This is a genomic window from Lutimonas vermicola (genome assembly GCF_038433205.1).
GTDB classification, from domain to species: Bacteria; Bacteroidota; Bacteroidia; order Flavobacteriales; family Flavobacteriaceae; genus Lutimonas; species Lutimonas vermicola.
This window is the reverse complement of record NZ_JBCDNA010000002.1, coordinates 807,799-821,779: the sequence shown is the minus strand read 5'-3', so window position 1 is coordinate 821,779 and position 13,981 is coordinate 807,799. Positions and strand designations below refer to the sequence as shown.

At 40.8% G+C, this 13,981-nt stretch carries 7 protein-coding genes; 5 read left to right on the top strand and 2 right to left on the bottom strand.

What is annotated here, in order from left to right; all coding sequences use genetic code 11:
- Positions 1-37: 37 nt before the first annotated feature.
- Positions 38-1,810 (bottom strand): NHL repeat-containing protein, encoded by a 1,773-nt coding sequence (locus AABB81_RS10955; protein ID WP_342160551.1) that lies wholly within the window; start codon positions 1,808-1,810, stop codon positions 38-40.
- Positions 1,811-2,234: 424 nt separating this feature from the next.
- Between AABB81_RS10955 and AABB81_RS10950 the strand changes: the two genes are divergently transcribed.
- The gene (locus AABB81_RS10950; RefSeq protein WP_342160550.1) at positions 2,235-3,665 is read left to right on the top strand and encodes a YfcC family protein; all 1,431 of its coding nucleotides are present in this window, start codon (positions 2,235-2,237) and stop codon (positions 3,663-3,665) included.
- A 36-nt stretch (positions 3,666-3,701) separates the two neighbouring features.
- Here AABB81_RS10950 and AABB81_RS10945 read toward each other — a convergent pair whose 3' ends face one another.
- Entirely contained in the window at positions 3,702-5,828 is a 2,127-nt protein-coding gene (locus AABB81_RS10945) for a PQQ-dependent dehydrogenase, methanol/ethanol family (protein ID WP_342160549.1), read from the bottom strand.
- Positions 5,829-6,061: 233 nt separating this feature from the next.
- Here AABB81_RS10945 and AABB81_RS10940 point away from each other — a divergent pair, with 233 nt between their 5' ends.
- The 4 genes from AABB81_RS10940 to AABB81_RS10925 all read left to right on the top strand — a co-directional run bounded on the left by AABB81_RS10940 (position 6,062) and on the right by AABB81_RS10925 (position 13,921).
- Complete coding sequence (locus AABB81_RS10940; RefSeq protein ID WP_342160547.1) at positions 6,062-6,943, top strand: universal stress protein; 882 nt, start codon at positions 6,062-6,064, stop codon at positions 6,941-6,943.
- Positions 6,944-7,394: 451 nt separating this feature from the next.
- Entirely contained in the window at positions 7,395-9,044 is a 1,650-nt protein-coding gene (locus AABB81_RS10935) for a glycoside hydrolase family protein (RefSeq protein WP_342160546.1), read from the top strand.
- 912 nt (positions 9,045-9,956) lie between these two features.
- Positions 9,957-12,659, top strand: a complete 2,703-nt coding sequence (locus AABB81_RS10930) for a phosphoenolpyruvate carboxylase (RefSeq protein ID WP_342160545.1) — start codon at positions 9,957-9,959, stop codon at positions 12,657-12,659.
- 68 nt (positions 12,660-12,727) lie between these two features.
- Positions 12,728-13,921: an alpha/beta hydrolase gene (locus AABB81_RS10925; RefSeq protein WP_342160544.1), complete on the top strand. Its 1,194-nt coding sequence runs from the start codon at positions 12,728-12,730 to the stop codon at positions 13,919-13,921.
- Positions 13,922-13,981 lie beyond the last annotated feature (60 nt).

Genomic DNA, 13,981 nt, shown 5'->3' with positions numbered 1-13,981 from the left:
CCAACTTTCAGGGCCGTATCCTTCTGTTAAATCAATTTTATTTTGGAGATACGCGGTAAAGAGCATTTGCTCCGCCTCCCGTAACATAGATATCACCGGATGGGCCAACGGCCACTCCGTCAAACCACCAGGTTGGCAACCCTCCAGGAAGAGCGGGAGCGCTGAGTTCGAGATTTTCCGCAATAATGGTTACGTTTTCCCCTGCATCTTTGTTCAAATCTATCCGGGACAAACGAGATTCACCCGTTTCAACTACCACCAAACTGCCTTCTTTTTCAAAGGCCAACCCTTCCGGTGATTTGAGATTGTTTGCAACTGGAAAAGGTGGACTGCCATTAAAATTAACTTCCCATACAATGCCTGAGCCCCAGTCAGCTACCCATAAAGTTACGCCATCAGTTGCCAATCCGCCAGGCGCGAATACAGTTGCGTCATCTATAGGAAGTATAGGATCTTGATTACTTGCCCAGACCACGCCACCAAGCCCGAGATCTGAAACTGCGATTTCCCCATTGACCCTAACCGCATCAATTGGATACACCATGGGGTATTCCTCAGTGACTAACTCACTTTCAGGGTTCCATACTTGAACTAATTCGCTGAACCAGGAAGTGACGATAAGGTTTTCTCCATCTGTATCTGCCTGGACCGAGAAAGGCATGGTGAGTTTATCAGTTTCAGGTACTAAATAACCTTTATAAACTTCTTTCTCATTGCCTGTATGACCGTTAAAATTATACATTCTAAACAAGTCGCCCACAAATACGTCATCCTTATTGTTCGCTCCCTGCAAGACTGCCACACCCATTGGTCCTATCATACCACCCGTGCTGATGGTACGTGCCTGTCTGCTAGGCAGTATTTCCACAATCCAGCCAAAATCTGCATTGGAGACATAAAGGGTGCCATCCTTATCAAAAGCCAGGTTATCAAGCCCGGGCTGAAGCGTTGTAAACAATGTTTTTGTTTTATTTACAATATCTACCTTATAAACCTTACCGTTTTGATCCAGTACGGTAAGCAATCCGTCAGGCCCGAACTTTGCAGCTACGGCAAAGTCGAATCCACCTACCACTTCCTCTATTAAAGTACTAGGATCGGCTGGAGGGTCACCCCATTCACCAACATCAACGCTAATAATCTTGCCAAAAAGAAATGAAGGCCCATATAAGCGCCCGTCGGGGCCAAAGTCAAAGGCGTTGAAAAAGCCAAGTGGGAAGGGATTTGAACCGCTGGGTTCTATTATAGCTCGATATATGCTAAGATCTTCTGGATCAAGCTCATAGAGTCCCTCACCCTGAAAATCGAGCGCCACAAACAGCCGCGGGTTTTCGGGATCATTTTCATCTTCCAAAAAGGTAATTGGATTATTTCCTGCCTTGAACTCAGCATATTGCAATATTTCTCCCTTCAAATTCATTTCCCCCACATATCCGGTGACTATATCGGTAAAGAAAAATGACTTACCGTCAGGATGAAACACAAGGTCATCCGGACCTAATACACCTTCACCTACTCCAAACCGGTTGATGATCTTACCACTCTCCTTGTCCATCACAACAATTTCCTGGCCGTAAAAACTTGCAATATACAAATTGTCATCAGGGCCAAAGTAAATTCCGTTGGTTCCATGAATTTTAGCGCCTTTGGCTAATGTTTTCAATACAGCCTTTGAGTTTTTGGCCTGCACTCCCTCCTGGTTTGCTTCAAGCTCAGCCATTTCCTGGCTGCAGGATGCCGTAACCAAAAGCACCGCCAGAAAGGCGAGCTTAAGGACCGACCATACCGATCGTTTTTCAATTGTTTTCATAATAAAAAGGTTTTAGTTGTTCATCCTGATGAAGTTAAGTCTATTTCAAGAAAAATAATTGGAACTCAGGACGAAAGGAGGTAAATAGTGTCCGAAAATGCAGATAAACTTATCCAACGGATTTAACCTTAAATCCCTGAAATACAATACATACCCTGATGAGGGTATATTAAAACTTACTTAGATATTCAAAATTCCCTGTTCGACATTCGATATTCATTTTTGAATATGCCTCAATGCCTCAATGCCTCCATGTGAGAAATCGAACCTGCCTGCCGGCAGGCAGGGATTCAGCGAAGTTACTATGTCCATACTTCAAAATCTTTAAGACGGCATTAGATGCTCAATTTTGTTATCTTAGTCGACAACATGCAGTTAAAAATCGTTTTGTTTTCAAAAATAAGTACAACTAACAACCTTTTATATGAAATTTAAGATTCCACATGTCTTTATCTTTCTCTCTATCATTATTCTGTTTTGTGCTATGCTTACCTATATCGTACCTTCCGGATCTTTTGAACGCACAACCAGAAAGTACGGTAAAATTGAACAAAGTGTCGTCGTGCCGGGAAGCTATAAAGAACTGCCCAAGCATTTTTCCGTAAAAGGGTTTTTTATAAACGAAAAGGTAGCAGGAAAAGCTTCGCCGATTTCGCTAATAGGCTTATTAACGGCTATTCCAAAAGGTATGCAACAGTCAGCCGCTTTGATATTTTTTGTTTTTATAGCAGGTGCCATTTTTAATGTAATCATGCATACCGGAACCATCAACGCCGTGCTATTTTTCTTAATTCAAAAGTTCCGGCATGCTCCAACCACGCTTTTCTTTTTGATCTACCTGACCGTTTCCTTGGCAAGTTCCTTTATGGGCATAGCCTCTGAATTAATCCCCCTGATTCCTATTTTTATATTACTCACGAAAGAATTTGGTTATGATCGAATGTTTGGTTTTGCTTTGATCGCCTTACCTATGTTTATAGGTTGGACCGCGGCAATTACAAATCCGTTTAACGTAACCATTGCCCAGCAAATTGCAGAGTTGCCTTTGGGCAGTGGAATGGGATTGAGGATAGTCCTTTTCTTCGTGTTTTTGGTTATTGGTTTTGCTTACATGATGAGGTATGGAAAAAGGGTAAAACAAAATAAAATCAATTCCTTGATGCCAGACTATTCTGATGATATTGAAGGAATTGGCAGCATCGAAAAACAGAATTTCACTTTTAAGCATTTAATGATCTTAACAGTTCTGGTGGTCGGTTATGCCATGATTATGATATCGGTACAGACTATTGGCTGGGGCCTGATCGAAATGACCGGAGGTTTTATTGGCATAGGGATTTTGGTCATTCTGATCAGTGGCCTGTCGGGTGATGCTGCGATGAGGGCTTTTGTGAATGGTCTGGCGACAATGATCGTCCCGGCGCTTGTTGTTGGGGTTGCCCGCGGCATATCTGTCGTAATGCAGGAAGGCTATATCATTGATACTATTTTAGCCTCAGCTTCAAATAATTTAATCCAGCTTCCAAAATTTGTAGCCGGAGAAGGCATGCTTGTTTTCCAATCGACCTTAAACTTTTTTATTCCATCTGCCTCTGGCCAGGCACTGGTCTCCATGCCTTTGTTGACACCGCTGTCTGATCTTTTGGGAATTTCCCGACAAACGGGTGTACTGGCTTTTGTACTGGGAGATGGTATTTCAAATATCGTTATTCCTACCAACGGGGTGTTAATGGCCATGTTAGGATTGGCGGCAGTTCCTTTTGAAAAATGGTTTCGTTTTGTGTTGCCGCTATTTTTGATCCTGATGGTCATTGCCTTTCTGACTATTTTTTTGGCCATTTGGATGGGGTATTGAAACCCCGGGATTTTGATCATTTAAAATCAATCACAATTAATGCCCCGTCGTCTGTTCTGCTTTACCCAAAGGTTTGGCCTCTTCCAAAGAATTTCGAGCCACCAATCGAATATAGTTTCTCAGGCCATCCAATTGTTCATCCGTGATATCTGGGAATGCCGGCATACCCATACCTACCCTGGTACCGTCTTTTACAACACCGGTGAACGCTCCTTTGTCAAAAGGTATCGGAGAAGCCCTCAGGTCAGGGGCCATACCGGCACTAACGGCACCTCGTCCATGGCAGGCAGTACAGTTACCGAATTTTGATTCTCCAATCTCGGCCAAGGCCTCGTCGATCACAAAATCAGGATCGTCAATGGCTTTGGGTATATAGGGTGGCGCCAACTTAGGCATCGTTGCATTTCCATCTAATGAAAAGGTCAATAACCTTCTCATCTGAGCGCGGTAGGCCCAGCCAAGTTTTGCTGCTTTTTCTCCACCAAGACCGGCATATCCTCCGCCCCAGCCGACTAAAATTGAGATGTATTGCCGCCCATTTATTTTATATGTGATCGGAGGCGCTGCTATTCCTAAGCCGGCATCAAACTCCCATAAAATATCTCCCGATTTCGCATTATATGCCAGTAATTTACCATCCGGCCTTCCCTGGAATACCAGATTACCGGCCGTGGTCAAAGTTCCCGCGTTATGGATGTTCATTTGTGGAATGATCCAAGCGGCTTTTTGCTTTACAGGATCCCAGGCCATTAAAGAACCCGGATATTCCCGGGGGTCTTTTTCGGGGCTACTCATAGAAACGCCTATGCCACCTTGAAACTCTGTCGATTTCCAGGTATCGAGATCTATTCCTTTATCAGAGTATACCGCCCCTTGATGGATCACGGGAAGGTACACCAGGCCTGTTTGTGGATTATAAGACATGGCATGCCAGCTATGCGCACCCCAGGCATTAGGCGTAATCTGAGCAGGCGCTGTCTCATATCTCGCCCCTTCAATTTCCACAGGCCTTCCTGTTTGCATATCAATGTGCGAAGCCCAACTCGTTTCAACAAAGGGTTCTGCCGAAACCAGTTTCCCGGTTTCCCTGTTTATCACGTAAAAAAATCCATTTTTAGGCGCATGCATAAGCGCTTTAATCGTCTTGCCATCTATTTCTAAATCGGCCAAAACAATATCCATATTTGAGTTGTAGTCCCAACTTTCGCCGGGTGTAGTCTGGTAATGCCAAAGATATTCCCCTGTATCGGGCTTTAAGGCAACAATGGAGCACAGAAACAGATTGTCTCCCCCTTCAGGGCTTCTTATTTTCCTGTTCCAGGGTGAACCGTTGCCTGTCCCGATATACAGTACATCCAGTTCAGCATCATAGGTAAAGCCGTGCCAGGCATTGCCACCACCTCCATGTTTCCACCATTCGCCGGTCCAAGTTTTGGCGGCCATTTCCATCGCGTCATTTTCAAAGCCGTCAGCGGGGTTCCCGGGAACAATATAAAACTTCCATGCTTCTTCACCCGTGTTGGCATCATAAGCGGTTACCCAACCTCTGGTCGGCCCGTTTTCTGTGCCACCATTTCCTATGAGGACTTTGCCATTAAATGCCTTAGGCGCACCCGTAATGTATAATGACCGTTCCATATCGAAGGTTCTCACCATCCATAATTCCTTTCCTGTTTTAGCGTCAAGGGCAACCAGTCTCCCATCCCAGGTAGCAGCAAATATTTTTCCTTCGTAAAAAGATATTCCACGATTGTGTTTCCATCCAATTTTGCGTTTTCCTGCCACGGCTTTACCTACCTCAGGATCATATTCCCAAAGTAGCGTTCCGTTCACCGCATCAACGGCCCTTACTATATTCATCGTCCCGGTAAAGAAAAGCACCCCGTCAACCACTAAAGGTGTAGATACCAGGCCCACATCATTGGGCAAGTCCATAAACCAATCGACTTTTAGTGTCGAAACGTTGTCGATATTAATGTCGTCTGCAAGGCTGAACCTTCTTTCATTATGGGTTCTTCCGTATGCAAGCCAATCTGAAATTTGCTCTTCATTGGCGATTGCCTCGTCATCATAGATTTTCGGCTGATCTTTTTTGGTACAGGAGGAAATTAAAATCAGGCATAATAATAGTCCGTATACTTTTTGGATAGAATGGTTTTGCATGGCAGGAAGTTGGTTGGTTTAATTTTTGAAAGATACAAAAATATGCCTGATATCCTGAAATTCAGATAAAACGCAACGAAGCATTCGTAAGGGTAAAGCAAGGTTTTTTACATATCTGCGTTTTGTTCCGGAAGAATTTATATGCTCAGGATCAATTTTATCATTGACAGCGGTCAATGTTTAGAGGTACCTATTTTGCTATTTTTAATTCTGTAATTTAAAAGGACATCAAAATGAAAAAAATATTATATGCGACAGATTTTTCTAAGAATGCTGAAAAGGCTTTTGATTTTGCCTTAAACATTGCAGAAAAGCATCATGCTGATTTGATCATGCTGCACGTATTTGACACTCCTCCTGTCTGGGGGCATCCTTATATAACTGATCCTGCTGAAATGGCAATTGCGGCCATTAAAAGCTATGAAAGCAAATTACAGGAATTTTTTGAACAATTTGAGTCTGGAATGCAACCTGCTTTTATCGCGGTTGAAAACAACTCTACGGTTAAAGGTATTCTTTCGATGATTAAAGAACACAAGCCAGACCTTGTCGTTACAGGTACCAAAGGAAAAAGCAAATTAAAGGAAATCTTCGTGGGTAGCACGACCAAGGCACTGGTGAAAGAATCTCCTGCACCAGTTTTGGCAATCCCTGAAAATTCCAAGTACAAAGATTTCAATAAGGTGCTCTATGCTTCAGACTTTCAAGAGGTTGACCTTCTAGCCCTTGAGCAACTGATTGAACTTGTTAAGCCTTATAAACCCGAGATCAGGATCATACATGTTAGCACCGAGAGCGAATATAAAGGCCATGAAAAAATGGAATGGTTTAAGGATCTGGTTAAGGATAACATTTCATATAAAAACATTTCATTTGAATTATTGCTGTCTGACACTATTTTTGAAAGGGTCAATACGTACCAGAACCAATATGACTATGACATGATGGTCATGCTCGAAAAAGAACGCCACGGAATCGTCAAGAAATTGTTTAATGAAGATCTTGTCTGGAAAATGGAGTTCCATACCAGGATTCCTTTATTGAGTTATAACGAGCATTATATACACGCTAAAGATGACCAGGATATTAAAAAAAGTGATAAAGTTGACCACTGATATTTATGGTTTTCAGGGCTAAGTCAGGACAAAACCAGATGACTTCGGCATACGTTTTACTCGCCCTAATAGGCAGTACCAAACTATGCCGTTTTTTGTTTTTAAACCCGACAGACAGCAAGGGTTGCTTAGGTTAAAAGCCTTTAAATGAATCCTTAGAAAAGGAATTTCCCTTACCCCTGATCCTAAGGGAAACCGCAAAGGCCGTCCTCTTTGCCTTAACAAGGCCGGATTATGATTACATGATGAATGTCAGGCATCATTTTGAAAAAATTCAGGATATTAGTGCCCGGTTTAAACTTTTAATAAAGGTGTCAATACAGTCATAAATTTAGATACTCTTTACAACAAAAATCAAAGTCGAAAACCACAATTAGAATAGAAACAACAGCTGAGCAGATAGAATGCTCAGACCCAAACCCTTATGTGCAAACCAAAAAAAAAGAGGTATATGAAACGAATTTTAGCAGCAACAGTCATTCTATGTCATGTTTTAATTTTCTCCGGATATTCACAATCGAAAACCAAAATTGAATTAAAAGACAATTGGTACTACCTTGACGGACAAAAGTTTTTTATCAAAGCCATCGGTTATGAAATAGGAGCACGCCCGGGACAACATCCTTATGAAGATGAAAAGAAAGACGAACTTGAATTGATGAAATTTGACCTGGAAAACATTAAAAAAGGGGGTTATAATACGATAAGGACCTGGAGCCAATATTCTGAAGCTCAGTTGAAACTTGTTCAGGAATCGGGTTTAAAACTTATTATGGGAATAGATATCAAACCTGATAAGGATTATGGCGATCCTGAATTTATCAAGGAGAGCGAGGTAGAATTAAAAAGAGTTTTGGATTATGCCAAAAATTATGATTGCATTATTACGTATTTGGTGATCAATGAACCTCAAACAGATCACATCTACAGTGTTACGGGCAAGGCGTTTGTAGACCTGATGAAAACCCTGACAGACATCATTCACAAAAATCATCCCGGTATTCCGGTAACGCTTTCGGCCAATGCCATGATTAGCGATTATATGGATGAAAGTATATTTGATGTGTATGCGTATAACTGTTATGACCATGGGGAGGGTCAAACAGCCACAATGGGCTTTAAAGATTATATCAAAGGCTTGAATGAATTGAATGGCTTGGACAAACCTTTTATAACAACCGAATTTGGGTATTCCGTTTCACCCAGAGGTGGCAATGGCCGTTATGGATCGAACACCCTGAAGCAACAAAGCGATGGGCTCATCTCAAATTATCGTGACCTGATTGATGCCGGTGCTGTGGGTATGTGCCCGTTTTATTATGCAGATGGCTGGTGGAAAGGTGGTGATAAAAGTGATCATAGTTTGGAACAACCTGAAGAATGGTTCGGTTTCTGGGGCTATAGTGATTTAAGCGACAAATTTGGATCACCCCGACCGGTTTGGTTTACAATGCGGGATTATATGAAAGGATTGATTATTAGCCCAAAAAACAAATCAATACATACCAATACAAGCCTTCCATTAGAGCTTTATATCGACAAGGACGTAAAAAGGGTTATTGTAAAATACAGGGATAAGGTTATCTATGCTAAAAATATATCAAAGGAAGGTTATTTTGCCGATACGCTCACCATAGACCCGGTTGGAATAGAAGATATGGAACTTGCTTTCGAATTTTATGATAAAGACAATCAAGTCATAAAAAATGAATCCATCAATATCCTGGCCTCAAAAACAGCATTCGAATTACCCAGGTTAACCATAGAAGTGACACCCGAAAAAGATTTGAACGAAAGTAAAATAGCGAGCATCAAAACCAAAATAGAAACCAGTGAAAATTTCAAATTGGTTGGTGATCTGAAGGTAAGCTATAATACACATCTGGGATGGGACATAGGGCCACAGGCATCAGTTATGATCAACGACCAATTGGATAAAAAGACAATTACTTCTGAAAATTTCTTTAACATCCCTGAAAATTGCTGGATCGTAAATGCCTCTGCAGGGATTTCAGTTCAGTATGGTAAGTTTATCTTTAAAATTCACGACCAAAAAATAATTTACAGAGGTGATTGGGCCAGGGAGGTAGGCAGGAAATAAGCCTTGAAATGCAACAATGCTTCAATGCAATAATGCTACAATGCTACAATGAATGAAATCGAACCAGCCTGCCGGCAGGCAGGGATTCAGCGAAGCTCATGCATGAATTAAGTTTTTTAGTTCTTTTTTCTTGAAAGAGAACATCGTGAAATAATATTATGTATTCATTTTTACTCATCCCTTTTTTATTGTTTTAGTATTCGTGATGTGCTTCGCAGTTGCTGCGCATCATTCACTCCGCAACTACATGCATGTTCTTCCTTTCAGGTCGAACGCACTTCAGTTGCTTCGTTTATTATTGCTGGCGTGCAGTGCCCCGATTTAACCAATAATTTCGTAGGGTAGTTCACTTCTTAAATCTCCAATCTCAAATCTCCAATCTTAAATCTCAAATCAAGAGCCTAATCGACATTCAAAGTTCCTTGTTCGAAATTCGATATTCAATGCTGTAATGCTGTAATGCTACAATGCTACAATGCTACAATGCTTGAATGCATGAATGCTTGAATATTTTTAAAAACCATAATCCTTAACTTGCTTTTCAAATTATACATCTGTAAAAGCTTCGATCCAATCAACAATTTCGTTGGGGAGTTCACTTCTTAAATCTCAAATCTCAAATCTCAAATCTCCAATCTTAAATCCCTGCCTGCCGGCAGGCAGGTCAAATCAATAACTTACTTCCACATTCGACATTCAAAGTTCCTTGTTCGAAATTCGATATTCAATGCTGTAATGCTACAATGCTACAATGCTTGAATGTATGAATATTTTTAAAAACCATAATCCTTAACTTGCTTTTCAAATTATACATCTGTAAAAGAATCGATCCAATTAATGATTTCCCAAAAGTTCTTCTATTAAATCGTTATTTTTGTGCTGCGAGAACAAATGCTAACAAAAAAAATATATATGCCTACAAATACAAGCACAAAAGGATTTGATAAGATATTAGAAGATAAAAAAGATATACTATCCTGCTTCAAAGAAATGCTGTCGGGTATTGAAGAAAACAGTCTTAGTACATTCATTGAATCACTAAATGTAAACGATAAAGGAGATGCCGTATCAGACGAAAAAATAATACAGGCGTTTGGTATTTATTTTCAGCTGATGAACCTCATTGAAGAAAATGCCGCCATACAGTTTAACAGGCAGTTAGAAAAAAATGATGGGATATCTGCCATTCGCGGTTCCTGGGGAGAAACATTTAAAGGTTGGAAGGAGCAGGGCATTGATCAGGATAAAATGATCAGTATTATATCGTCTATTCAGGTTTCTCCGGTACTTACAGCACACCCTACTGAAGCAAAGCGGGTTACCATATTGGAGATACACAGGGAATTGTATTTGTTAATCGTACAAAACGAAAATTCTACCTATTCTCAAACAGAGAAAAATGCGATTAGGGATAAAATAATAAGCTTATTGGAAAGATGGTGGAGAACTGGTGAAATTTATCTGGAAAAACCGGATTTAAGAGATGAACGAGCCAATGTAGTACATTATTTAAGCAAAAAATTCCCTCTGATTTTGGAAGCCAGTGACTTGAAAATAAGATACTCCTGGCTCGAAATGGGTTTCGATCCCGGTAAATTGAAACATATAGAACACTTTCCAAAATATAGTTTTGGAAGTTGGGTCGGGGGAGATCGTGATGGCCACCCTTTTGTTACACCTCAAATCACAAAAGATACGCTTCTGATTCATCGCAAAGAGGCTTTACAGATCATTTATAATCATGTTTTAGAATTAGCGGCTAAACTGTCGCTATCTTCAAAACTCAACCCCACGCCAAACATATTGATACGTACTATTAATGAGTATGCTCAATTATTGGGAGATAAGGGGGAAAAGGCTGTAAATAGGAATCCTTATGAGCCCTGGAGACAGTTTGTGAACCTGATACAACTCAAGCTCGAAAACACTATTTTGGGAAGCTATAGTGATTCCAAGCTTTTCTACAGAAGCAGTAGCGAACTGCAACAAGATTTAAAATTGATCAGGGAGCTGTTGATCGAAATTAAAGCTGAGAAAATTGCAGAAGATTTATTGTTTCCTTTAGAGCGAATCGTCCAGAGTTTTGGATTTCATTTGGCAAAGCTGGACATACGTCAGAATAGCGAGTACTATGAAAAAGCGATCAGTCAGATTTTGCAAAAATCGACATTGACAGATACCGACTTTCAAAATTGGGATGAAGAGAAGCGTCTTGCATTTTTGAATAAAGAAATAGCCTCACCGGAGCTCTTAACAAATATAACCATATCATATGGACTGGAAGCTGACAACGTGTTGGATTATTTTAGGGTGTTAAGAGATCACAACATTCTTTATGGCTCTGAGGGAATCGGATCATTGATCGTAAGTATGACAAGAAGTGTGAGTGATTTACTCATGGTGTACCTTTTTATGAAGGAAACCCAACTTTTAGGAACCGATTTAATTGTAGCGCCTCTCTTTGAAACCATAGAAGATTTAGATAATGGGGCACAAATTTTAGATGAATTCCTGGATCATCCCCTAACAAGAAAACGACAAAGATTGCTGCAAGACGCCCAAGAAGTGATGGTGGGTTATAGTGACAGTAACAAAGACGGTGGCGTATTGGCCAGCAAGTGGAACCTGTATAAAGCCGAAAAAGCGCTTTCAGAAGTAGGAAGAAAACACAATATCAACGTATTTTTCTTTCATGGCAGAGGGGGGACCATTAGCCGCGGAGGTGGGAAATACCATCGCTTTATCGAAAGTAAACCACCCGGTTCGATCAACGGTAAAATAAAGCTAACAATACAAGGCGAGTCTATATCTCAGCAATTTGGTAACCTCTTGACAGGCACATATAACTTAGAAATGTTAGCCTCCGGAGTAGCGCAACATACCTTGCCTTCTGCTCAAAGTAATGAAAGTGACTATCCCGCCGAAACATTGGAATGGTTGTCGGAAAAATCAATGCAACACTATAAAAGCGTGATTACCGATATAGATTTTATGCAATTTTTTAGCCAGGCAACACCAATTGATATTCTGGAGCAAAGTAAAATTGGTTCACGACCTGCGCGAAGAACAGGAAAACGGACGCTAAAAGATTTAAGAGCGATCCCCTGGGTTTTTAGCTGGAACCTGTCGAGGTTTATGCTAACCGGATGGTATGGAGTAGGAACAGCCCTAAAGGAATTAAAGGAGCAGGATAATGATGGTTACGAAGCATTAAAAAAATCAATTTCTTCCTGGCCTTTTTTAAGGTATTTATTGATACAAATAGAAACAAATCTTTTATTGGCCAACCCGGAAATCATGAAAATGTATGCGGAATTGGTTACGGATGAAAAAGTAAGAAACAAATTTTTAGACCTGATTCTATCCGATTACGAGGCAGGGAAATTACATATCGGGTATTTATTGGGTGATCCTGTTGATATTAGAAGAACAGGGCAGCTTAATGCCCTGAATATTAGGGAAAAAGAATTAAAGGTTTTACACAAATTACAGATTGATTTGATCAGGGAATGGAGAAAGCTGAACCAGGAAAACGATCCCGAAAAGAACACGATGTTGCTTAAACTATTGCACGTGATTAATTCTTTGTCAGGAGGTTTGAGAAATACAGGTTGATGATGGGCTTGGTTTAAAACAAATCGTATGGGAATTCTCCCGGGAGCATACCTGACAGGTTTAAATCCATGGTGAAAGTTGGGAAAGGGGTAAAGATTATTGGATATCCTGCAGAAAACAAAATTGTGTTATATTTATATCCACATGAAATCCAAGCTCTTAATATGAATGCGCCAAAAAATAGTTTTTGCAATCACTTCTTTGTACTTGGCCTTACTTTCATTTTGGTTTTTGGATCATCCTGTAACGACGCAGAAAAAAATACCAGCAGTGGTTTAATGCTTATAAAGGAGCAGGGCAGTTTTACCGTGGGGGGAACTGTATTAACCAATCCCGGGCAATTTGATGCCATCAGGCGCGGTCCTGAAGGGCAAACCTTCCACGCTGATCATGCCTATGTTTTTTATCAAATTCCTGTTAATGCCCGCAAATTTCCTCTCGTGATGTGGCATGGATTCGGGCAGTTTTCGAAAACCTGGGAAACTACTCCGGATGGAAGGGACGGTTTTCAGAATATATTTTTAAAAAGGGACTTTGGTGTGTATGTCATTGATCAGCCACGACGCGGAAATGCGGGACGTAGTTCAGAAGAGGCTGTTATAAAACCAACACCTGATGAGCAGTTTTGGTTCAATATTTTTAGGATCGGGGTATGGCCGGATTATTTCCCAGGCGTGCAATTTGCCAGGGACAAAGAAACATTAAATCAATATTTCAGGCAAATGACACCTAACATAGGGCCAATCGATATAGAGGTCAATGTAAAAGCAGTATCGGTACTGTTTGATAAAATAGGTTCTTCGGTTCTCGTCACTCATTCACACTCCGGGGGAATGGGTTGGCTAACGGCTGTTAAAAATGAGCATATAAGAGGCATTGTTTCTTATGAGCCGGGAAGTGGTTTTTTATTTCCCGAAGGAGAAGTACCTGAGCCCATTGAAAGTTCATCGGGTCCATTAGAGGCCTCAGGCATTTCAAAGGAAGAATTTTTAATGTTGACAAAGATTCCAATCATCATTTACTACGGAGACAACATCCCGGAGAATCCGGACCCAAATCCCGGAGTTGATGGCTGGCGCGTTCGTCTTGAGATGGCGCGATTATGGAGAGACACCGTAAACAAGTATGGAGGAGACGTAACAGTGGTGCATCTTCCCGAAATAGGAATACACGGAAATACGCATTTTCCATTCTCGGATTTAAACAATTTGGAGATTGCGGATTTAATGTCGGAGTGGCTTAAAGAAAAAGGATTGAATTAATAACTCAAAACTAATAAGTAAAAAGTAACACAGCAACTGGAATTTATATAAAATAACCCA